This is a genomic window from Kribbella sp. NPDC054772, from assembly GCF_053611945.1.
This window is the reverse complement of the sequence record NZ_JBSHBJ010000019.1, coordinates 1-22,020: the sequence shown is the minus strand read 5'-3', so window position 1 is coordinate 22,020 and position 22,020 is coordinate 1. Positions and strand designations below refer to the sequence as shown.

Here is a 22,020-nt window from a genome sequence, read left to right as displayed (position 1 = left end):
CAGCAGGGCCCCCGAGACGCGTCCCGGGGGCCCTGCTGCTGTTCTCACCGCAGCGTGTAGGCGGCGATCACCGTTTGCGTGGTGCTGTTGCCGGCCGCATCGGTCGCGGTCGAACGCAACGACACGGCCTGACCGGCAGGCGTCGGAAAGATCGCCTTGCCACCCGTGGCCGGCGCCTGATGCCAGGTGGCACCCGCGTCACCGGAGTACTCGATCTTCACCTTCGTCACCGGACCGCCGGTGACCTCGAACGGCAGGACCGTGACCGGCTTGCGCACCATCGTGTTGTTGCCGTCGACATCCGGCCGGAAGCGCACGGTGTGGATCGGGACGCTCGACTGATCCGCGGACGACGTGAAGGTCGCTTCCAGGTCGGTCCGGGTCGAGAACGGCCAGACCGCCTGCGTCCCGGTCGTGACCAGCTTGTACGCCGCCTTACCCGCCGGCAGGCCCGCGACGTCGACGAAACCGAACTCGTCCGACGATCCGACCTCGGTCCCGTCCCGGAAGAGCTTGGTGCTCTGGGACGTCCGGTCGATGAAACCGCGGTGACCGTCGGCGTCGCTCAGCCCGTACATGCTGATGGTCAGCTTGTCGGCGGACCGCGTCGCGGCATACACCGACGGGACGAACGTCGCCGCGTTCCAGCGTTCCGTGTACTGCCGCCCGGCCTTGTAGATCACCGGGTCGCCCACGAGGCGCCAGCGCGGGCTCGGGAAGTCCGGGCCGTCGGTGTCGTCCTGGGTATCGCCGGCCCAGCCGTACGGCGTCTGGTCGACGTAGTACCGGATCGTCCGTGGCGGGTCGAGGCGGATCACTCGGGCCCACCCGCCGCCCGGCCCCTGTGAGGACAGCATCTTGAACAGTCGTGCGCCGTCGGCCGAGTTCACCGTGCTGTCCACGGTCGCGAGGTCGGACTGCTGCACCAACCGGTCGAAACCGGTCGGGAAGTCGCCCGGAAAGTAGTTCGCGATCCCGTACAGGTACGGCGTGTTCGTGAAGTACCCGTCCACACCCGGCACACCCCACTGCGACGTCACGTGCCCGGTCAGCTCGGCCGCCGTCAGCTTCGGCCCCGCGTTGTAGGTGAAGAACTTGCCGAGCTTGAAACCCGCGGCGGTGTAGCTGTACGTGCTGTCCTTGATCGTCCGGTCGAACCCGATGTCCGAGAACGCGTCGACAGCGTCGGCCTTCGGTACCGAGGTGGTGACCGGCTTCGCCTTGCGTGCATCGAAAACGATCGTCTGGTCGGCGGTGAGCTTGATGCTGGGCGCGAGCAGCGTGAAGAAGATCCAGTCCTCGGGTCCACGCTCGAACTCCTGGAACTGGTTGAGCACGTACTCGCCCTGCGGCACCCTGATCGTCACCGTGCCGTCCGCGTCCGGGCTGTAGATCTCGTTCCGGTCGTTGTCGACGCCGTGCAGGTACACCGGGTAGTCCGGATCCGGCGCCCCGTCCCGCCGGATCGACTTGACCGTCAGGGTGTACGTCGGCACTTCCTTGTCCACCCCCAGCGGTACGACGACCGTCTGGCCGCCTCCCGTGGCGGTGATGCGACCGCTGTACAGCCCGTCGGCGCCACCGAGTGTGGTGTCCGATGTCGCCTGCACGGACGCCGTACCGCCGGCTGGGACGGTGACCGAGTCGGCGCTCAGCTTCAGCGCACCGCCCGGAGCCGCCGCGCCGTCCGGACCGGTCAGCACAGACGACAACGACAACGTGACCGCCGCGTCGCCGAGGTTCCGGAAGGTCACCGCGCGAGTCACCGGCTGGTCGTCGGTGTGCGGGTACGACGCCTTGCCGAACGACACGCTGCCCGGCTCAGCGACCACGGACTGCTTGATCGCGGTGGTCAGGTCGATCCGGCCAGCGCCCTGCTGGAACGACGTCTGGCCGGCCGCGACCTTGGCCGAACCCATCAGCGCGGCCTTCAGCTCGGCCGGCGTCCAGGACGGGTGCTCCTGCAGCAGGATCGCGGCGGCGCCGGCGGTGTGCGGCGTGGCCATCGACGTCCCGGAGAGCCGCAGGTACTGGTCGCCGACCGGTTCGCCGATCGACGAGTCCTTCGACTTCGCGGCGACGATGTCCGTACCGGGAGCGGTGACGTCCGGCTTCAGGGCGCTGTCACCGATGCGCGGTCCACGACTCGAGGTCAGGTTCAGCTGGTCCTGCTTGGTGACGTTGCCGACGGTCAGCGCCGCGTCGGCGCTGCCCGGCGAGCTGATCGTCGCGTCACCGGCACCTTCGTTGCCTGCAGCAACTACGAACAGGGTGCCGGTCTCGGCGGTCAGCCGGTTCACGGCCTCCTCGACCGGGTCGAGGTCCGGCGTGTCCTGGCCGCCGATGCTGAGGTTGACGATCTTCGCCTTGACGTCGCGCGCGGCCCACTCCATCCCGGCCAGGATCGCGGAGTCCTCGCACCCCCACACCTCGCAGATCTTGCCGTTGTAGATCCGCGCGTCCGGCGCGACGCCCTTGTAGCGTCCACCCGACGCCGCGCCCGTACCGGCAATCGTCGATGCGACGTGCGTACCGTGGCCGACGAGGTCGTCGGCGGACTCGGTGGTGAAGTTCTTCTCCCCCGCGATCTGCGTCGCGAGATCGGGATGGGTCGCGTCGACACCGGTGTCGAGCACCGCGACCGGCACTCCCTTCCCGGTGTACCCCGCCTGCCACGCGACCGGTCCACCGATCTGCGGAACCGACTGGTCCAGCATCAGCTTGCGCTTGCCGTCCAGCCAGAGCTTGCTGAACCCGGCCGAACTCAGGAACGTCTTGGCGCTGCTCTTGCTGACCTTCAGCGCCGCCCCACCGATCGACGGCAGCTGCCGGGTGACCTTGGCCCCGGCCGGTACGGCGCGCTTCGCCGCGGCGGCCCCGGAGTACGTCGTCAGGACCGGGATGGTGCTCGTCGACGCGTCGTCGTACCCGTCCTTGAGCAGCTCAGCGACGTCGAAGAGCCGGCGGTCGATCCGGCCGTCGCCCACCTGCTTGGTGACGTCGGCCGGGATCACATACATGTGGTCCTTGGTGCGGTGTGTGGTGAAGCCGACGTCCTGCCGGCCGGCACCGGGTTCGACCGTCGCCTTGGTCAGGTCGCCGCCGCGCAGGACGACGCGGTCACCGGTGATCAATGTGACGCGGATGTCCTTGGCTGCCGTGTGGACGGTGGCCGACTGGCCGGATGGTGCCGCCTGCGCCGGTGCTTGACCGGCCAACGTACTGGCGGCAAGGCCCGCGACCGCCAGAACGGCGATCGCGGGCGTTGCTCTACGCGTAGATCTCGAACTCACTCAGGGCCTCCCCAGAAGACGGTTGTCTGCGCACTCTTAGAACGCCGCAACCGGCCTCAGGGGTTGCCTCAGTTTCAGGCAGGTGGTGCGACCAGTCCGCTGTCCTGGCCGGCGGCGGCCAGTGAGGCGGCGATGAAGCCGGTGGACTTGAGGTCCTCGATCAGGTCGTGAAGGTACGCAACCGTCTCGGGCTGCTTCGCCTTGGACGTCCCGACGGCCTGCTGGATCTGCATGAACCGCTCGTCGATCAACCGCAGGTCCGCGTGCTCGGCGACGTACTGCGAGATCGGCTGCCGGATGCCCGCGGCCACCTCCAGCCCTTCGGCCCGGAACACGTCGACACCGTCCACACCCCGCACCACCGTCGCCTGCTGCAAGGTCCTGGTCAGGTACAGGTCGTACGCCGAGCCCTGCTTCACCCCGATCCGCACGCCAGGCGCGTCCACGTCGGCCACCGCGGTCAGCGCCGAGTCCCGCGGGACGGCGAAGACTCCTTCGATCACGACGTACGGGCTGGTGAACGCCACCTCGGCAGCGCGGGCGGGCTCGATCGCGAGGAAGCAGAGGTCCGCCTGACCGGTCGTCATCGCCTCGAACGACTTCCGTGCCGCGTCAAAACACAGCAGCTCCAGCGGCAGGTCCAGCCGCTTGGCCAGCTCCCGCGCGATGTCGACGGTGACGCCGCCGGGCGCGTCCGGGGTGCCCTGCGCGAGGACCGGGTTACCGAGGTTGATCGAGGCCCGCAGGACACCGGTCGGCGCCAGGTCGGTGGCAACAGTCGTCATAGCGGCGACCTTATCCGCCCGCCTTCGGCCCGGCTGACGACTGACGGATCTCGTCAGTCGTGATCTCGCAGGGTCGCCGCGGCGGCGCGGGTGGCCGGGGCCAGCTCGTCGTCCTTGGATGGCGCGAACACGGTGGTCGTCGGCGCCGGATGCGCGCGGAGCAGACGGGTGCGCTGCCAGGTCGGCGGATGCTCCGCGTCACTGCGCCCGTTGCACGCCCGGTCGACCCGCACCAGTCGCGCGAACTCATGGTCGGGGATCTCGGCCGCGGTACGTCGTACCGCGTCGAGCGGATCGCCCGTGCGATCGAACCGAACGGCGCGCTCGAGTGCGCGATAACAGATGCCGGCGAGCAGGACCCGCTCCAGGGACGCGGCGGTCGGCTCGGAGCCGACGAGCTCGGCCACGCGCCGGTCGATCCGGTACTCGCGCCGTTGCCGCCCGGCCAGATCGAGCCGACGCAGCAGCCGGTGGTACGCGCGGATCGGCGGGCCGAGGACGGCGTTCGCGATCTGGGTCATCCGATGGTGCGCGATCTGGCCCTCGCCACGCCCGACCACGACATCCACACCTTCGGAGTGCTTGGCCCGCCACTCACCGGCCGAGTCGAGTGCACCGGGGGACACAGTCGCCGCCAGTTCACCGATGACGTGCTGGGCCGCGCCGAGGACGCGGTCGTGCACGCTGCGCTGGTCGTCGTACAGGGCGTGCGCGAGGGCGGCGTACCGCTCCTGCGGTCCGAGGACGGTCCACGACGGGAGACCGAGCCGGAGGGTACGGCGGTAGCTCAGGCCGATGCGGTCGATCGCGATGCGGGTGTCGGTGGTGACCACGACGCTCTGCAGTTTCGGCGTCCCGGTCTGACCGGCGAGGCGGTCGAGGACGTCGTACAGCTGGGGAGCCTGTTCTCTGGTCACCGGCTGGGCGCTGTCCGGGAGGCGGGTGATGCGCGGGCGGAAGATCGCGGTGATGACGAAGAGGATCGCGGCGAACGGGACGCCGAACAGGAACGGGCGGTAGAACACGAGCAGCGCGAGTCCGCCGAGCAGCCCGGGAAGCGGCACCAGTAGCACCGGCAGCGACAGCAGGAAAGCGCTCAGCGAACGTTCCGGTCCGGACGCGGGTCGCTCGGCCAGGGCATCCGCCAGTTTGCGCTCGCGCTCGACCTGCCGGTCCGGCTGCGCGGGCGCCGGCTCCAAGTTCCACTCACAGTGCCGGCACCAGATCGCGTAGCGCGCGTCGGTCGGCAACGGGCGGCCGCACTGCGGGCAGTCGACCGCGCTGTCCATCGTCATGGGGCAAGAATGCGACTCACCAGGGCCATTCAGAGCGTTTTCTCGAACAACACGCGACGGCGATCGAGGATGGTCTCCCGACCGGTCTCGACGTACCCGTGGCGCGGGTAGTAGCTGAGGTTCTCGGTCATCGCTTCGTTGGTACACAGGGTGATGCGGCGGTATCCGCGCTCGCGGGCCTGATCCTCGGTGAACGTCAGCAGGGCGGAGCCGAGGCCGGTGCCCTGGGCGTCCGGCGCGACGGCGAGGACGTCGAGCAGGAGCGAGTTGGGCTCGTCCTCCAGCAGTACGAAACCTCTGACGGCCCCACTGTCGTCATCGGTGGCGACCCACACCTTGGCGCCGTTGACGGCCGCGGTGTAGTCGATCGTCATCGGGATCGGAGGCAGGCCGATCCGGGGGATGTAGTGCTCGAAGGCCGCCCGGGCGATGGCCGTGACGACCCCCGCGTCGGCCGGCGTCGCGGGTCTGATCATGGGGGCATCCTTGGTCGGTGTGCAGAAATAGCCTAGATCGCTCGGACGTCGCACCGTAGCCTCCGGCGAGTGGACCTCACTGCTCTCCAGGATCGGTTCGGCGCCGATCGCGCCGCACCGATCGCTCTGGGTTGCTCCGAAGCGACCGTCGTCCGGCTCGACCGCGGCTCGGAACGCCTGTATTACAAGGAAGGTCAGGTCCTGGACGCCGAGGCCGATCGGCTGGCCTGGCTCGGCTCGACCGGTTTCCCGTGCCCACAGATCGTTGATCGCGGCAACAACTGGCTTCTGACCGCCGAGTTGCCCGGCCGGGACGCGTCCCAGGACTGGCCCGCCGCCGACCGCCCGGCCGTGCTCGCCGCGATGGCCGCCGGCCTGCGCGCACTGGACGAGCTCACCGACTGCCCGTTCGCCTCCCCCTTCCCCGGCGACGGCTCGGCCGTGACCCATGGGGACTACTGCGCACCGAACGTTTTCATCGACCCTTCGACGCTGCGTTTCACCGGAGTGCTCGACGTGAGTTGGCTCGGCACCGGCGACCGGTACGTCGACCTCGCGCTCATGTTCCAGAGCCTTCGCGGCACCCTGAACCCGCAGTACGGCGGACCACCCGCGGCGCGGCGCTTCGTCGAGTTGTACGGCGGCGATCCGGACGATCCGCGGATCGAGCAGTACATCGCGGTCGACACCGACGACTACTTGCCCTGATACGCCCGGCGGTACGCGCTCGGCGTGGTGTGCAGTGCGGCGCGGAACCGCCGGCGCAGATTGGTCGCCGAGGACAGACCGACGCGGGTCGCGATCGTGTCCACGGAAAGTTCTGTTTCCTCGAGCAGAAAACGTGTTCTGGCGATTCTCTGGGCGAGCAGCCACTGCCCTGGCGCGACCCCGAGTTGTTCCGCGAACCGGCGGGCGAGAGTTCGTGCGGAAACGTTGGCGCGACCTGCGAGATCCTCGAGCGTGATCGTTTCCGCGAGATTTTCCGTGGCCCAGTCGAGCAGTTCGCCGAGTGATTCCACGGGCTGCTCGGGCTCGTCGCGGTACTGCACCTGACCGCCTTCGCGATGCGGCGGCATCACCATCCGCCGGGCCACCCGGGACGCGTACGCCGCGCCCTGATCGTTGCGCACCAACTGCAGGCACAGATCGATACCGGTCCCCGATCCGCCGCTCGTCGCGACGTCACCGTGATCGATGTACAGCACGTCCGGATCCACTTGGACCGCGGGGAATCGGCGTTGCAGCTCGTCGGCGTACCGCCAATGGGTTGCGGCGCGACGACCATCGAGCAGGCCGGTCGCGGCCATCACGTACGCGCCCGAGCAGATACTCACCAGGCGCGCTCCGCGTCGGTGGGCACGCGTCAGCGCTCTCGTCACGGCCGCTGTCGGCTCGCGATTGATCGGCAGCCACCCCGGTACGACGATCGTGTCGGCCCGGTCGAGGGCACGCAGACCCGAGGCGACGACCATGTCGAAACCCTCGGTGGTCCGCACGTTCCCCGGCCGCTCGGTGCACACACTGAAGCGGTACGGCGCCTCGCGGAAGACCGCCGCCGCGCACCCGAGTTCGAAACTCGCCTGCGGCTGACTGACCAGTGCGACCACACGATGCATGGCAAGAAAGTACCTGATCAGGACTATCCAGACACTGGGGAAAGACCTTTGGACAACGCGAGGATCGGGGTATGCAGAACTACGAGTGGGCGTCGGTCGCCGACGCACCGGTCCGCGAACTCTTCCCCGGCATCAAGCTGCGACCCCTGTGGTCCGGGGAGGTCGCCAAAGCGTTCGTGTTGCAGATGGAACCCGGGTCACGCTGGGAGGGCATCGACGTACACGACCCGGGTCCGGAGGAGGTGTTCGTCGTCGACGGGGTCTTCAACGACGGCGATCGCGACTACCCGGCCGGTTCGTTCATCCACGCCCCGGCCGGGTCGTCACACGTTCCGCAGTCCGCTCAGGGCTGCACGCTGTTCCTCTTCTACCCCGAGGGTTAGTTGTCGGTACTGCGCAGTTCGGTCGGGGCACCGTGCACGGCGGGGATGCTGCCGAGCTTGCCGGCCTGGAAGTCCTCGAAGGCCTGGACCACCTCGGCGCGGGTGTTCATCACGAACGGCCCGGCCATGGCGATCGGCTCCCGGATCGGGCGGCCGCCGATGACGAGGACATCCAGGTTCGGCTCCGCCTGCGACTGCGACGTACTGGCCGCCGTACGGATGGTGTCGCCGGGGCCGAAGACGGCCAACTGACCCTTCCGAATCGCCCGCCGCTCAGCGCCAACGGTGCCCTGACCGGCCAGGACGTAGACGAGTGCGTTGTAGTCCGGCTGCCACGGCAGCACCATCTCGGCGCCCGGGCTTACGGTGGCATGCACCAGGCTGATCGGGGTGTGCGTCGAGCCGGGGCCGTCGTGACCGTCGACCGAGCCGGCGATCACCCGGATCAGCGAGGCGCCGTCCGGCGTGGTGAGCAGCGCGGAGTCGCCGCCACGGATGTCCTGGTAGCGCGGCGGGGCCCATTTGAGCGCCTTCGGCAGGTTCACCCAGAGCTGGACACCGTGGAACAGGCCACCGCTCAGCACCAGGTGCTCCGGCGGGGTCTCGATGTGGAGCAGGCCCGAGCCGGCGGTCATCCACTGGGTGTCACCGTTCGAGATGACGCCGCCACCACCGTTGGAGTCCTGGTGCTCCATGATCCCGTCGAGCATGTAGGTCACGGTCTCGAAGCCGCGGTGCGGGTGCCAGGGCGTGCCCTTCGGCTCGCCCGGCGCGTACTCGACCTCGCCCATCTGGTCCATGTGGATGAACGGGTCCAGGTCGCGGAGGTCCACACCCGCGAAGGCCCGGCGGACCGGGAAGCCCTCGCCTTCGTAGCCGCTCGGCGCCGAGGTCACCGACTTGACCGGGCGCTCGCGCACGACGGCGGGATCCTGCGGGCTGATCCGGGGCAGGACGGTGATGTCGCTGACGGTCACGGCGGGCATAGTGTGCTCCTCGCTGGTTGGTAGTTCAAGAATAAACTATCTGCCCGAACCGCGGCAAGACCGCCCGCATTCCCGGTTCACAGCGACCTCCCAGCCGCCGTCCAGGGACGCCGAAGACCCACTTGTCATCGTCGCCAGCGGAACCGATCCGCGAACTGGAGACGATCATGACGACGCTGCTCGACCGGCCCCGAGGGCCGCAGGACCCACCCGCCGACCCGCCGGTCCGACCGCCCGGCAGACTCCGGCGAGTGCTTCGCGGGCCCGCCGAGCAGGCGGCGTACGTCCGGCCGGCCGCGCTCGCGATGCTGGTCGGTACGGCGTTCCTCTACCTGTGGAACCTGACCGCGTCGGGGTACGGCAACAGCTTCTACGCCGCGGCCCAACTCGCCGGGACACAGAGCTGGAAGGCGTGGCTGTTCGGCTCGCTCGACGCGGGGAACGTGATCACGGTCGACAAACCACCGGGTGCGTTGTGGGTGGCGACGGCGTTCGCGCGGGTGTTCGGGTTCAACAGCTTCACGGTGCTCGCCCCGCAGGCGTTCATGGGGATCGCCGCGGTCGGACTGCTGTACCTGACCGTCAAGCGGGTGGCCGGCCCCGTCGCGGGGTTGATCGCCGGTAGTGCGCTGGCGCTGACGCCGGTCGCCGTACTGATGTTCCGGTTCAACAACCCGGACGCGTTGCTCGTGCTGCTGATGGTGGCCGCGGCGTACTTCGTCGTACGGTCGCTGTCGCGTGCATCGGCCCGGTGGTTGATGTTGGCGGGTGTCGCGATCGGGTTCGCGTTCCTGACCAAGATGATGCAGGCATTCCTGGTGCTGCCGGCGTTCGGGCTGGTGTATCTGATCGCGGCGCCGACCTCGCTGCGGCGGCGATTGCTGCATCTGCTCGGGGCGTTGGGCGCGGTGATCGTCAGCGCCGGGTGGTACGTCGCACTGGTGGAGCTGCGGCCCGCGTCGAGCCGGCCGTATATCGGTGGGTCGACCAACAACTCGCTGCTGGAGCTGGCGCTCGGGTACAACGGTCTCGGGCGGTTGCTGGGCGGCGAAGGCAACGGCGGCGGGGGCGGCGGCGGTATGGGTGGCGGCGGGAACACCGGGTTCGGTGGGACCGCGGGGATCACGCGGATGTTCGGTGATTCGTTCGGCACCGAGATCACGTGGTTGTTGCCGGCGGCCCTGATCGCGTTGGTCGGCGGCTTGTGGGTGACGCGCCGGGCGCCGCGGACCGATCTGCTGCGCGCCGGGCTGGTGCTGTGGGGCGGCTGGTTGCTGGTGACCGCGGGCGTCTTCAGCTTCATGAGCGGGACCGTGCATCCGTACTACGCGGTTGCGCTGGCACCGGCCATTGCCGGCCTGGTCGCGCTGGGCGCTTGGATCGGGCGGCGACAGCGGTGGTTGCTGGCCGCAATGATCGTGCCGACTGCGGTGTGGGACTACGTGCTGCTGACCCGTACGCCGGACTTCGCGCCGTGGGCGAAGTACGCCGTCCTCGCGGCCGGCGCGATCGCCACGCTCCTACTGCTCGCCGGGCGTCGGCTGCGGCGGGCGTTGCCGGCTCTGGTGCTGGCGGTGGTGGTGTCGCTCGGGCTCGGGAGCACGGCGTACGCGGCAGCCACCGCATCGCAGGCGCACAACGGGTCGATCCCGACGTCCGGTCCGAGCAGCAGCGCAATGGGCGGCGCGACGCGCGGAGACGGCGGCCCTGGCGGCACCCCGCCAACAAACTCCACCGGCGCTCCCCAACCCCCAGGCACCAGCACTTCAAACTCCACCGGCCAGACCGGCACCGGCTCCGGCACCGGCACCGGCTCCACCGGGGCCACGGGATCCACCGGGTCGACGGGGTCCGCAGGGGCTTCGGAGGCTGGTGGGCCTCAGGGCGGGCGTGGGATGGGCGGCGACGCGTCGGCGAGCAGTGAGCTGACGGCGCTCCTCGAGAAGACGACCACGCCGTGGGCGGCGGCAACCAGCGGTTCGCAGTCGGCGGCCTCGCTCGAACTCGCCACCGGCAAGTCCGTCATCGCCATCGGCGGCTTCAGCGGCACCGACGACGCACCGACCCTTGCGCAGTTCAAGCAATGGGTGGCCGAAGGCAAGATCTCGTACTACATCGCCGGCGGCCAAGGCGGCGGCGGACGCGGCGGCTCCTCCGCGGCGAGCGAGATCCAGTCCTGGGTCGAGTCCACCTACACAGCCACCACAGTCGGCACCACCACCGTCTACAACCTGACGAGCTGACAAGGCGGACCTCCAGCCCATCACAATCCCCACCTCGGCCGGGCGCCCCACGGGAGCGCCCGGCCAACCCCCGATTGTGATGGCCTGGCGCTCCGCACCTCCCCCCAACCCGCTGGCCCCGCACCCCTCAACCCGCTGGCCCGCGCCCGCCAACCCCGGCGGCCCTGGCACCACCGCACCCATCAACCCCGCCAGCTCCGCACCCCGGAGTTCGCCGGCCCCACCCCGCACAACCAGCCGGCGCCCTATCTCGAGCCGTCGGGCTGGTGGGTCGGATCTGTGGCACTCAGCAACTGGGGGAAACGGGGTTGGCGGGTGGGTTTTGCGGTGGGAGGGCGGGTGGGGTGGTGGAGTTGGTGAGTGTTGGCGGTCCGGGTGTGGGGTGGGGTCGGGGGCGTGGCAGACTCTGGAGTCGTGACGGCGCAGATTCTGGACGGTAAGGCGACGGCGGCAGCGATCAAGGACGAGTTGAAGGTCCGGGTCGCGAAGCTCGCCGAGCAGGGCGTGGTGCCCGGGCTCGGCACGATTCTGGTCGGCGACGACCCGGGCAGCCGGGCCTACGTGGCCGGCAAGCACCGCGACTGCGCGGCGGTCGGGATCTCCTCGATCCAGGTCGAGCTGCCGGACACCGCGACCCAGGACGAGATCGCCGCGAAGGTCCAGGAGCTCAACGAGAACCCGGAGTGCACCGGCTTCATCGTCCAGCTCCCGCTCCCCAAGCACGTCGACACGAACACGATCCTCGGCCTGATCGACCCCGCCAAGGACGCCGACGGTCTGCACCCGATGAGCCTCGGCAAGCTCGTCCTCGGCCAGGACGGTCCGCTCCCGTGCACCCCGAAGGGCTGCGTCGAGATCCTCCGGCGGTACGACGTCCCGATCGCCGGCGCGCACGTGGTCGTCGTCGGCCGTGGAGTGACCGCCGGCCGGCCGATGGGCCTGCTGTTCACCCGGCGGAGCGAGAACGCGACCGTCACCCAGTGCCACACCGGCACCAAGGACCTCGCCGCCGTGGTGCGCACCGGCGACATCGTGATCGCCGCCGCTGGTTCGGCCGGCCTGATCACCGCGGACATGGTGAAGCCCGGCGCCGTCCTCCTCGACGTCGGCACCAGCCGCAACGCCGAGGGGAAGATCGTCGGCGACATCGAGACCGCCGCCCGCGAAGAGGCGTCCTGGATCGCCCCGATGCCCGGTGGTATCGGCCCGATGACCCGCGCGATGCTGCTCACCAACGTCGTCGAGGCCGCTGAAGCGAGCCTTGCCCAGTGAGTTCCCGCGGGCTGGCTGAGACGAGTGTGACGTGCTGATGGCGGGCGAGGCCAAGCCGCGCAGCCAATGGCCGCTCGCGTTGTCCTTGCTGGCCGGTCTCGCCGGCCTGGTCATGCTGTGGTTCTACAACTGGCGCAACGGCGTGCTGGTCTTCGCCGGTGCCGTTGGCCTGGCAGGCCTGCTCCGAGCCGCGCTCTCCGACAGCGCCGCCGGGCTGCTGCGCGTCCGCAGCCGCATGTTCGACATCGCCTTCCTGTTCCTCACCGCCATCGCAATCGCCGTCCTGGGCCTGATCATCCCCAACTGACAATCCGCGTGCAGCCGGCACTCGGCGGCGGAATAATCCGGCGGATGGTGACTCTTCGCCCCGCCTCCACCGCCGACGGTCCGCAGGTCGCACGCGTGTACGTCGACTCCTGGAACGACGGCTTCGGCAACCTCATGCCACCCGCCGTCCTCGACGACGGCCGCATCGCCCGCTGGTCCACCACCCTTGCCACCGGCAACTGGTGGGTCGCCGAGAACGGCCCCAACGGCCACCAGGTCGCGTACCGGCTGAGGTTCCTCGGATAGCAGTTGGGGACTGTGGACAAGCAATTGCTTGTTCACAGTCCCCAGCGGGTGAGCTCGCCTGTTAGTGGAAGAAGTGGCGGGTTCCGGTGAAGTACATGGTGATGCCGGCCTTGGTGGCGGCTTCGATGGCGGCTTCGTCGCGGATGGAGCCGCCGGGCTGGACGACGGCCTTGACGCCGCCCTCAATCAGGACCTCGAGGCCGTCGGGGAACGGGAAGAAGGCGTCCGAGGCGGCGACCGAACCGGCTGCGCGCTCGCCGGCGCGGGAGACGGCCAGGCGGCAGGAGTCGACGCGGTTGACCTGGCCCATGCCGACGCCGACCGAGGCGCCGTCCGCGGCCAGCAGGATCGCGTTCGACTTCACCGCGCGGCAGGCCTTCCAGGCGAACGCCAGGTCGGCGAGCACCTCGGGCGAGGCGGCGTCGCCGGCCGCGAGCGTCCACGCCGACGGGTCGTCGCCGGGCGCCTGGAAGCGGTCGCGGTGCTGGAGCAGCAGGCCGCCGCTGATGGCGCGCAGCTCGACCGGCTCGCTCTGGTCGACGGCGGGCGCCACGAGCAGGCGGATGTTCTTCTTGCCCTGCAGGATCTCGACCGCGCCCTCGTCGTACCCGGGAGCGACCAGGACCTCGGTGAAGATCTCCGCGACCTGCTTGGCCATGTCCACCGAGACCGGCTGGTTCGTCGCGATCACACCGCCGTACGCCGACACCGGGTCGCACTCGTGCGCGCGCCGGTGCGCCTCGGCGATGTCCTTGCCGACCGCGATGCCGCACGGGTTCGCGTGCTTGATGATCGCGACCGCGGGCTCACTGAAGTCATACGCGGTACGGCGAGCCGCGTCGGCGTCGACGTAGTTGTTGTACGACATCTCCTTGCCGTGCAGCTGCTCCGCGGCCGCGAGTCCACCGCGGCCGTTCAGGTACAGGGCCGCGGGCTGGTGCGGGTTCTCGCCGTAACGCAGTACGGCGGACTTGTCCCACGACGCACCGATCCAGGACGGGAAGCCCGAGCCCTCGCTGCTGTCGGTGAGCACGTTGCCCATCCACGACGCGACCGCGATGTCGTACTCCGCGGTGTGCACGTACGCGGCGGCGGCGAGCTTCTGCCGGTCCTCCAGCGAGAAACCGCCCTCGTCGAGTACGGAGTACAGCAGGTCGTACTGCGCCGGCGACGTCACGACCGCGACGTTCGCGTGGTTCTTCGCGGCGCCGCGCACCATCGACGGCCCGCCGATGTCGATCTGCTCGACGCACTCGTCGACCGACGCGCCGGACGCGACCGTCTCCGCGAACGGGTACAGGTTGCTGACCAGCAGGTCGAACGGCTCGACCCGCATCTCGCGCAGCTGCGCGACGTGCTCTTCGCGGCGGACGTCGGCGAGCAGCCCGGCGTGCACCATCGGGTGCAGCGTCTTGACCCGCCCGTCGAGGCACTCCGGGAACCCGGTCAGCTCCTCGACCTTGGTCACCGCGACACCCGCGGCGGCGATCCGCGCCGCCGTCGAACCGGTGGACACGATCTGCACGCCCGCCGCGGACAGCGCGGAAGCGAGCTCCTCCAGGCCGGTCTTGTCGTACACGCTGATCAGCGCTCGCCGAATCGGCCTGCGGTCGGTGCTCACTTCAGTCGAACCTTTCGTCCGGTGATGGTCCAGCCGTCACGGACCAGCCGGCCGACCCACTCCACCAGCTGGCGGCGTTCGACCTCCTTGATCCGCTCGGTCAGGGTTTCTTCGGTGTCGTCGTCCTCGACGTCGACCACGACCTGCGCGATGATCGGCCCGGTGTCGACGCCGCCGTCCACGAAGAACAGCGTCGCGCCGGCCACCTTCACGCCGTACTCGATCGCGTCCCGGGGACCGTGGATCCCGGGGAAGGCGGGCAGCAGCGCGTTGTGGGTGTTGATGTACCGGTCGCCGAAGGCGCCGAGGAAGTCGTCCCCGACCAGCTTCAGGAACCCGGCCGACACCACCAGGTCGGGCTTGTGCTCCGCGACCGACGCGGTCAGCGCCCGGTCCCAGTCGACCCGCTCGGGGTACTCCTTGACCTTGTGGACGAACGTCGGCACCCCGGCGGCCGCGGCGCGGTCCAGCCCGGCGATCCCGTCCCGGTCGGCACCGACGGCGACGACCTGGGCGCCGTACGCCGGGTCGGCGCACGCGTCCAGCAAGGCCTGCAGGTTCGACCCCGACCCCGAGACGAGCACGACGAGGCGTGCCTGCCCGGAATCAGACACAGCGGAGTCCGCAGCAGAAGTCACGGCGGGAAGCCTATCGCTCGACTTCCCCTGCATCGTCAGCCGGTCGGCGTGCGGACGCCACGGCGGCCGTGATCGCGGCCCCGATCGCCATCCCAGCCGCCAGCAGACCGGCCGCCGACAGCGCGGCCGGCACCCCGATCGCGGACATCCGGCCCGGCCCGGCCGAGCCACCCGACAACGCCATCAGCACGTACAGCACGACCCCCGCGAGCAGCGCCGACATCCCGCCACGCAGCGCGAACGCGTCCCAGCCGAGTGCGTTCGCGTCCCGCTCCGCGAGCCCACGCCGTACGACGACCAGTCCCGCGACCACGCCGGCGATCAGCGGTACGACGGCCGTCAGCGCCAGCACGTACGACGGAGTGGAGCCGTCCTCGGGCACCGCGGCCAGCAGCGGGAGGGCCGGCAGGTTCCCGACGTCCACGCCGGTCGGCGCGATCGTGGTCCCGGTCCCGAGCTGGAAACCAGGCCCGGCGAGGAACGCGACGACGTACAGGATCATGTTCGGCACCAGCATCAGGCAGATCGCGAACAGCACGACCGACCCGATCACACCGGCGTTCAGGAGTTCGAGCATCCCGGTGATCCGGGAGAAGTGGATCGCGAGCAGTACGGCGTACAGCACCGCCGCGAGCGCGATCACGGTCAGCACGGCGGCGAGCGCAGCCGGTACGGCGTCCCGCAGCCCAGCCGGTGTCGCGTCGGCGATGTCCTCACCCGCACCGGACTCGACGACGATCCCCGCCGCACCGGCGACCAGGGCTAGGCAGAAGGCGCCGAGGAACGCGGACAACGGGGAGACCTTCAGCGGTCCATCCGCCGTGAACAGCGCCACAACGAGCGCACCGAGGGCGTAGATCAGCGCGAAGGCGCCGGCCAGCATGAGCAGGTCCCTGGTCCGGTCGGCCGCGCTTGAGCGGGCGGCGGACTTACCGCCGCGGTACAGGCACCAGGCGAGGAACAGAGTCAGACCGAGCGGTGCGACGCTGATGTGGCCGGTGCCGAGCGTGACGCTGGCCTTGTGCGCGACCAGCCAGGCTGCCGCACCGGCCCGGACCGCACCCGAGGCGCCGCCGAACGTCGCCGCCAGCCAGCCGATCACGGCAACCGCGGCGCAGGTGAGCAGACCGGTCAGCAGGCAGGCTCCGGCTGAGATCACGGCCGACACGACCAACGGCTTGGTCTGGGCGGCGATCTCCGACGTCGGCGCTGTATTCGATTCACCGTCCCGCGCGCCCGGGCGGCTCAGCATGTCGGTCATCTGACCCCCATGGTCTCTCCGCACCCGGATACCGCTCGTCCTGACACGCCGGGTGTGGGAGACTTCAGCCCGCTCGCTCACGCTCAGTTCACCGGTGTTCACTCGTGTTCGCCTGGTGGTTGCGGAATGGGAGCGGCATGGGTCCACCGGGTACTGTCGGGTGGAATCAGTCAGGAGGTCGAGCTTTGGCCGGTTCCCACCGTGCACAGCGCGGCGGCGGTCGCGCCGCTGCCCGGGAAGCGCGTCGGCAGCAGGCGCGCAAGCGGAACCAGACGATCGCCGCAGGGGTCGCGGTCGTGGTGCTGGTCGGCGGCGGCGGTGTCGCTGCCCTGAACGCGTTCGGCGGCGACAAGTCTCCCGGACCGAAGGTCGGCAAGGGGCCGTCGGACGACAAGCCGACCGAATCCCCCGTGCTGGCCGACGACAAGGCGCTGCTCGACGTCACCGGCGCGAAGGCGCTCGGCGCCACCGGCGCCTGGGCGGTCGCCAAGACCGCGGACGCCGACTCCGCCCCGGACACCGCGTTCGTCTGCCAGCCGCAGCGGTTCGCCGACCCGTCCGGCCTTCGCACCTGGGTGCGCACCTTCCAGAACGCGACCACCAAGGACACCGCGGTCCAGTACGTCGACGTCTCGAACGACAAACCCACCGCCGCCAAGACGTATGCCGCGGTCGTGCACTGGTTGAGCCAGTGCAACACCCCGCAGACCCGGTTGTCGGCCGGTTACGTGACTACGGGCGTCGGCCAGGCCGGCGTAATCGCCGTGTTCGGGTCGGTGCCCGGCGCGAAGACGACGAAGTACAAGACCGTCTCGGTCACGCTCGCCGGGCAGGCGACGATGGTGATCGAGCACGACACGCTGGCGAAGACGCCGCCGCGGCCGGACGCCGTACTGGCCGCGACCAGCGCCGCGACCAAGAAGATCTGCGCCCAGACCGGCGGCTGCTCGACCGCCGCCCCGCTCGCGAAACCGGCGCTGCTGCCGAACGTCGACACTCCTGGATTCATGGCCTCGGTCGACCTGCCGCTGCTGACCGAGATCAACAAGACGTGGGTGAGCGCCACCGCGAAGACCACCGCCGGCACCGGCTGCGAGAAGCTCGACTTCAAGAAGGCGAAGGCGACCAAGTTCGGCACCGTCACCTACGTGACGCCGGACGCCAAGGTGCCGACCGAGTTCGGGCTCGACGACACGGTGGCCACGTTCGCCACCCCGGCGGCCGCGTCGGACTTCGTCAGCCAGGTGCGGAAGAACATCGACGCCTGCGGGAAGAACGTCTCGAACGCCAAGGTCGAGTCGACCGGCACGGTCCAGACCGGCACCATCAAGGGCAAGAGCTGGAAGGCGACGTACGACACCGGGGACGGGAAGAAGTTCGTCTACCGGATCGGGGTCGCCGGGGCCGGAAACCGGGCGGTGTACGTGCTGTTCCCGGTGCTGAAGGAACTGGACCTGACCGACGACGCCTTCAACGAGACGCTGTCCCGCGCGGCCGACCGCTCAGCGGCGTACAAGTAGGACAAGCAGAAAGCGGGACCCGCCCCGAGGGGCAGGTCCCGCTTTCTGTTACCCGGGCAGTTACTTGCTCAGGCCCTGCATGATCTCGCGCATCAGGTTGGCGGTCTCGGACGGCGTCTTGCCGACCTTCACGCCGACGGCCTCGAGGGCGTCCTGCTTCGCGGCCGCCGTGCCGGACGAGCCGGACACGATCGCGCCCGCGTGACCCATGGTCTTGCCCTCCGGCGCGGTGAAGCCCGCGACGTACCCGACGACCGGCTTGGTCACGTTCGCCTTGATGAACGCGGCCGCCCGCTCCTCGGCGTCACCACCGATTTCACCGATCATCACGATCGCATCGGTGTCCGGGTCGTCCTGGAACGCCTGCAGCGCGTCGATGTGCGTGGTCCCGATGATCGGGTCACCACCGATACCGATCGCGGTGGAGAACCCGAAGTCCCGCAGCTCGTACATCATCTGGTAGGTCAGCGTGCCGGACTTCGACACCAGACCGATCCGGCCCTGGCCGGCGATGTCGGCCGGGATGATGCCCGCGTTCGACGACCCCGGGGTGATGATGCCCGGGCAGTTCGGCCCGATGATCCGGGTCTTGCCGGACGCCTGCGCGGCGGCGAAGAACGCGGCGGTGTCGTGCACCGGCACGCCCTCGGTGATCACCACGACCAGCGGCACCTCGGCCTCGACGGCCTCCAGTACGGCGTCCTTGGTGAACTTCGGCGGGACGAAGATGACCGACACGTTCGCGCCGGTCTCCTTGACGGCGTCCGCGACGGTGCCGAAGACCGGCACGGCCTTACCGTCGAAGTCCTGGCTCTGGCCCGCCTTGCGCGGGTTCACGCCGCCGACGATGTTGGTGCCCGAGGCAAGCATCCGGGTGGTGTGCTTGGTGCCCTCGGAGCCGGTCATGCCCTGGACGATGACCTTGCTGTCCTTGGTCAGGAAGATAGACATTGTTCGGCGATCCCTTACTTCGCAGCCAGCTCGGCGGCGCGCTTGGCGGCGCCGTCCATCGTGTCGACCCGCTCCAGACCGGCCAGCCCGGCCTCGTCGAGGATCCGGCGGCCCTCCTCGGCGTTGTTGCCGTCCAGCCGGACGACCATCGGCTTGGTGACGGCCTCGCCCCGGCTCGACAGCAGCTCGAACGCCTGCACGATGCCGTTCGCGACCGCGTCGCAGGCGGTGATGCCGCCGAAGACGTTCACGAACACGCTCTTCACCTGCTGGTCGGAGATGATGATCTCCAGGCCGTTCGCCATCACCTCGGCGCTCGCGCCACCACCGATGTCCAGGAAGTTCGCGGGCTTCTGGCCGCCGAACTCCTCGCCCGCGTAGGCCACCACGTCGAGGGTCGACATGACCAGGCCCGCGCCGTTGCCGATGATGCCGACGGAACCGTCGAGCTTCACGTAGTTCAGGCCCTTGGCCTTGGCAGCGGCCTCCAGCGGGTCGGCCGCCGAGACGTCCTCGAACTCGGCGTGGTCCGGGTGCCGGAAGCCGGCGTTCTCGTCCAGGGTGACCTTGCCGTCCAGCGCCTCGACGTTGCCGTCCTCGAGCTTGACCAGCGGGTTCACCTCGACCAGCGACGCGTCCTCGCTGAGGAAGACCTCGTACAGCTTGACGATCTCCGGGACCACGGCGTCGATCACGTCGGCCGGGTACTTCGCTGCTTCGGCGATCTCCCGGGCCTTCGCCTCGTCCACACCGGTGGCCGGGTCGATCGAGATCTGCGCGACCGCGTCCGGGTTCGTGTGCGCGACCTCCTCGATCTCCATGCCGCCGGCGGCGGAGGCGATGCAGAGGTAGTTGCGGTTCGCCCGGTCGACCAGGAAGGAGAAGTAGTACTCCTCCGCGATCGCCGCGGCCGGGACGATGTTCAGGATCTTGACGACGTGGCCCTTGATGTCCAGCCCCAGGATCTCGCGGGCCTTCTCCTCCGCCTCGTCCGGGCTGCTCGCCAGCTTGACGCCGCCGGCCTTCCCGCGGCCACCGGTCTTCACCTGAGCCTTCACGACCACTCGGCCGCCGATCTTCTCGGCTGCCGCGCGGGCTTCCTCCGGAGTCGTGACAACCGCACCCACGGTCGTCCGCACTCCGTGCTTGGCGAAGACCGTCTTCGCCTGGAATTCCATCAGATCCACGAGTGTGGTCCCTCTCTCGCCTGTACGGATTCCTGACACTAGCCACCCCTGAGCCGAGAGCAACAGCCGGGGTACTCCCTGAGACGACTGTCACAGACTCTCGCGGCGTCGTGCGACGCTTGTCCGCATGACCGATTCCCAGCCTGACGCAGTGCCCGCTCCGGGGACCAGACCAGCTGACGACTGGTGGCGTTCCGCCGTCGTCTACCAGGTGTACCCGCGCTCGTTCGCCGACGCCGACGGAGACGGCACCGGTGACGTGAACGGCATCCGCGCCCGCCTGGAGTACCTCGCCGACCTCGGCGTGGACGCGATCTGGATCAGCCCGTGGTACCCGTCCCCGCTGCTCGACGGGGGCTACGACGTCGCCGACTACCGCGACATCAACCCGGAGTTCGGCACGCTGGCCGACGCCGACGCGCTGATCGCCGAGGCGCACGCGCTCGGTCTGCGGATTCTGATCGACCTGGTGCCGAACCACTGCTCCTGGGAACACCCGTGGTTCAAGGCGGCGCTGGCGGCGGGTAAGGGCTCTCCGGAGCGCGACCTGTTCTGGTTCCGCGACTCCGAGGACGGCAAGCCGCCGACGAACTGGCCGGCCGCGTTCGGTGGCCCGGCCTGGCAGCAGATCGACGACGGCCAGTGGTACCTGCACCTGTTCGACATCTCCCAGCCGGACTGGAACTGGGACCACCCGAAGGTGATCGAGGAGTTCGACGCGATCCTGCGGTTCTGGTTCGACCGTGGCGTGGACGGGTTCCGGATCGACGTGGCCGACTCGATGGCGAAGGACGCGACGCTTCCCGACGTACCGCTGGAGAACGGTCAGCCGACGAAGGAGAAGTACGTCGGGAACCCGTTCTACGACCAGCCGGGGGTCCACACCATCCACCAGCGCTGGCGGGCGATCGCCGACGAGTACGCCGACACGCCGCAGGGTCCCCGGGTGTTCGTCGCGGAAGCCTGGTTGTCGCCGGCAGAGCGGCTGGCGCAGTACGTGCGGCCGAACGAGCTGCACTCGGCGTTCAACTTCGACGCGCTGCGCTGCGCGTGGGACGCGAAGGAGCTGCGCGAGGTCATCGACCACACCACGGAGAACCTGTGGGCGGTCGGGGCGCCGGCGACCTGGGTGCTGAGCAACCACGACACGATCCGGCACCGCACCCGGTACGGCCGGGCCCGGCGGGACGCGCTGGAGGGCGCGGGCGTCGTACCGACGGATCTGGAGCTCGGGTTGCGCCGGGCGCGGGCCGCCGTGCTGCTGGAGCTGGCGCTGCCCGGTGGCGCGTACGTCTATCAGGGTGACGAGCTCGGGCTGCCCGAGGTCGAGGACCTGCCCGAGGACGTGCTCGACGACCCGACCTGGGAGCGCTCGGGTCATACGGTCCGCGGCCGCGACGGTTGCCGGGTCCCGATCCCGTGGTCCGGCTCCGAGCCGCCGTACGGGTTCGGCCCGGGCACCGGTCAGCCCTGGCTGCCGCAGCCCGCCGACTGGTCGGGCCTGACCGCGGAGGCGCAGGCCGGGAAGCCCGACAGCCACCTCGCTCTGTACAAGGCGGCGCTCCGGATCCGCCGCGAGCACCCGGCGCTCGGCGAAGGCCGCCTCGCGTGGGACCAGGAGGCGCCCGAGGGAGTCCTGTCTTTCACCCGCGACCCCGGCTTCCGCTGCGTGGTCAACGTGAGCGACGCCCCGGTCACCCTCCCGCCGCACCAGCGGATCCTGGTCGCCAGCGAGCCCCTCGACGGCGACGAACTCCCCGTCGACGCGACCGTCTGGCTCGAAAGCTGACCTGACCAAGCGAAACGGGGGGGGGGGGGGGTGCCGCGCGGGGGGTGGTTTTTGGGGGTTTTTTAGTGGGGGCAAAACCATACTAGCCGGGGGCCCACAGAGGGGGGCGCGCGGGCGCCCCGGCGGGGGCG

At 69.7% G+C, this 22,020-nt stretch carries 19 protein-coding genes; 8 read left to right on the top strand and 11 right to left on the bottom strand.

Annotation, left to right across the window (positions count from 1 at the left end):
* Positions 1-44 precede the first annotated feature (44 nt).
* From ACWGID_RS26075 to ACWGID_RS26060, 4 genes are all read right to left on the bottom strand, one after another.
* Positions 45-3,293 carry a S8 family peptidase gene (locus tag ACWGID_RS26075; RefSeq protein WP_452200761.1) on the bottom strand — a complete coding sequence of 1,083 codons (3,249 nt, stop codon included), beginning with the start codon at positions 3,291-3,293 and terminating at the stop codon, positions 45-47.
* Positions 3,294-3,367: 74 nt separating this feature from the next.
* Positions 3,368-4,078, bottom strand: a complete 711-nt coding sequence (locus tag ACWGID_RS26070) for a transporter substrate-binding domain-containing protein (RefSeq protein WP_452200759.1) — start codon at positions 4,076-4,078, stop codon at positions 3,368-3,370.
* Between the two features lie 53 nt (positions 4,079-4,131).
* Entirely contained in the window at positions 4,132-5,373 is a 1,242-nt protein-coding gene (locus ACWGID_RS26065; protein ID WP_452200757.1) for a hypothetical protein, read from the bottom strand.
* Between the two features lie 29 nt (positions 5,374-5,402).
* Positions 5,403-5,849: a GNAT family N-acetyltransferase gene (locus ACWGID_RS26060; protein WP_452200755.1), complete on the bottom strand. Its 447-nt coding sequence runs from the start codon at positions 5,847-5,849 to the stop codon at positions 5,403-5,405.
* Positions 5,850-5,918: 69 nt separating this feature from the next.
* On the opposite strand from ACWGID_RS26060, the gene ACWGID_RS26055 reads away from it, so the two are divergent.
* Complete coding sequence (locus ACWGID_RS26055) at positions 5,919-6,557, top strand: phosphotransferase (RefSeq protein WP_452200753.1); 639 nt, start codon at positions 5,919-5,921, stop codon at positions 6,555-6,557.
* On the opposite strand, the gene ACWGID_RS26050 is transcribed toward ACWGID_RS26055, so the two are convergent.
* Positions 6,545-7,465, bottom strand: a complete 921-nt coding sequence (locus tag ACWGID_RS26050) for a helix-turn-helix domain-containing protein (protein ID WP_452200751.1) — start codon at positions 7,463-7,465, stop codon at positions 6,545-6,547. The genes ACWGID_RS26055 and ACWGID_RS26050 overlap by 13 nt on opposite strands.
* Before the next feature lie 71 nt (positions 7,466-7,536).
* Here ACWGID_RS26050 and ACWGID_RS26045 point away from each other — a divergent pair, with 71 nt between their 5' ends.
* Positions 7,537-7,848 (top strand): cupin domain-containing protein, encoded by a 312-nt coding sequence (locus ACWGID_RS26045; protein ID WP_452200749.1) that lies wholly within the window; start codon positions 7,537-7,539, stop codon positions 7,846-7,848.
* On the opposite strand, the gene ACWGID_RS26040 is transcribed toward ACWGID_RS26045, so the two are convergent.
* A complete protein-coding gene (locus ACWGID_RS26040; protein WP_452200747.1) occupies positions 7,845-8,834 on the bottom strand; it encodes a pirin family protein in 990 nt (329 codons plus the stop codon). The genes ACWGID_RS26045 and ACWGID_RS26040 overlap by 4 nt on opposite strands.
* Positions 8,835-9,001: 167 nt before the next feature.
* Between ACWGID_RS26040 and ACWGID_RS26035 the strand changes: the two genes are divergently transcribed.
* The 4 genes from ACWGID_RS26035 (at position 9,002) to ACWGID_RS26020 (ending at position 12,922) form a co-directional block, all read left to right on the top strand.
* Complete coding sequence (locus ACWGID_RS26035) at positions 9,002-11,077, top strand: glycosyltransferase family 39 protein (protein WP_452200745.1); 2,076 nt, start codon at positions 9,002-9,004, stop codon at positions 11,075-11,077.
* Positions 11,078-11,491: 414 nt separating this feature from the next.
* Positions 11,492-12,349, top strand: coding sequence for a bifunctional methylenetetrahydrofolate dehydrogenase/methenyltetrahydrofolate cyclohydrolase (locus ACWGID_RS26030; RefSeq protein ID WP_452200743.1), 858 nt, complete (start codon positions 11,492-11,494; stop codon positions 12,347-12,349).
* Between the two features lie 37 nt (positions 12,350-12,386).
* Positions 12,387-12,656 carry a DUF3017 domain-containing protein gene (locus ACWGID_RS26025; protein WP_452200968.1) on the top strand — a complete coding sequence of 90 codons (270 nt, stop codon included), beginning with the start codon at positions 12,387-12,389 and terminating at the stop codon, positions 12,654-12,656.
* Positions 12,657-12,700: 44 nt separating this feature from the next.
* Positions 12,701-12,922 (top strand): hypothetical protein, encoded by a 222-nt coding sequence (locus ACWGID_RS26020; RefSeq protein ID WP_452200742.1) that lies wholly within the window; start codon positions 12,701-12,703, stop codon positions 12,920-12,922.
* A 61-nt stretch (positions 12,923-12,983) separates the two neighbouring features.
* Here ACWGID_RS26020 and purH read toward each other — a convergent pair whose 3' ends face one another.
* The 3 genes from purH to ACWGID_RS26005 are packed head-to-tail and all read right to left on the bottom strand — an operon-like array spanning position 12,984 to position 16,442.
* Complete coding sequence (gene purH, locus ACWGID_RS26015; RefSeq protein WP_452200741.1) at positions 12,984-14,543, bottom strand: bifunctional phosphoribosylaminoimidazolecarboxamide formyltransferase/IMP cyclohydrolase; 1,560 nt, start codon at positions 14,541-14,543, stop codon at positions 12,984-12,986.
* Positions 14,540-15,181, bottom strand: coding sequence for a phosphoribosylglycinamide formyltransferase (purN, locus tag ACWGID_RS26010; protein WP_452200739.1), 642 nt, complete (start codon positions 15,179-15,181; stop codon positions 14,540-14,542). The genes purH and purN overlap by 4 nt, the downstream gene beginning before the upstream one ends.
* A gap of 10 nt (positions 15,182-15,191) precedes the next feature.
* Positions 15,192-16,442 carry a cell division protein PerM gene (locus ACWGID_RS26005; RefSeq protein WP_452200737.1) on the bottom strand — a complete coding sequence of 417 codons (1,251 nt, stop codon included), beginning with the start codon at positions 16,440-16,442 and terminating at the stop codon, positions 15,192-15,194.
* 185 nt (positions 16,443-16,627) lie between these two features.
* Between ACWGID_RS26005 and ACWGID_RS26000 the strand changes: the two genes are divergently transcribed.
* Positions 16,628-17,962 (top strand): hypothetical protein, encoded by a 1,335-nt coding sequence (locus ACWGID_RS26000; RefSeq protein WP_452200735.1) that lies wholly within the window; start codon positions 16,628-16,630, stop codon positions 17,960-17,962.
* A gap of 60 nt (positions 17,963-18,022) precedes the next feature.
* Here ACWGID_RS26000 and sucD read toward each other — a convergent pair whose 3' ends face one another.
* Positions 18,023-18,913, bottom strand: coding sequence for a succinate--CoA ligase subunit alpha (gene sucD / locus ACWGID_RS25995; protein ID WP_452200734.1), 891 nt, complete (start codon positions 18,911-18,913; stop codon positions 18,023-18,025).
* A gap of 14 nt (positions 18,914-18,927) precedes the next feature.
* The gene (gene sucC, locus ACWGID_RS25990) at positions 18,928-20,100 is read right to left on the bottom strand and encodes an ADP-forming succinate--CoA ligase subunit beta (protein ID WP_452200732.1); all 1,173 of its coding nucleotides are present in this window, start codon (positions 20,098-20,100) and stop codon (positions 18,928-18,930) included.
* A gap of 127 nt (positions 20,101-20,227) precedes the next feature.
* On the opposite strand from sucC, the gene ACWGID_RS25985 reads away from it, so the two are divergent.
* Complete coding sequence (locus tag ACWGID_RS25985; protein ID WP_452200730.1) at positions 20,228-21,889, top strand: glycoside hydrolase family 13 protein; 1,662 nt, start codon at positions 20,228-20,230, stop codon at positions 21,887-21,889.
* Positions 21,890-22,020 lie beyond the last annotated feature (131 nt).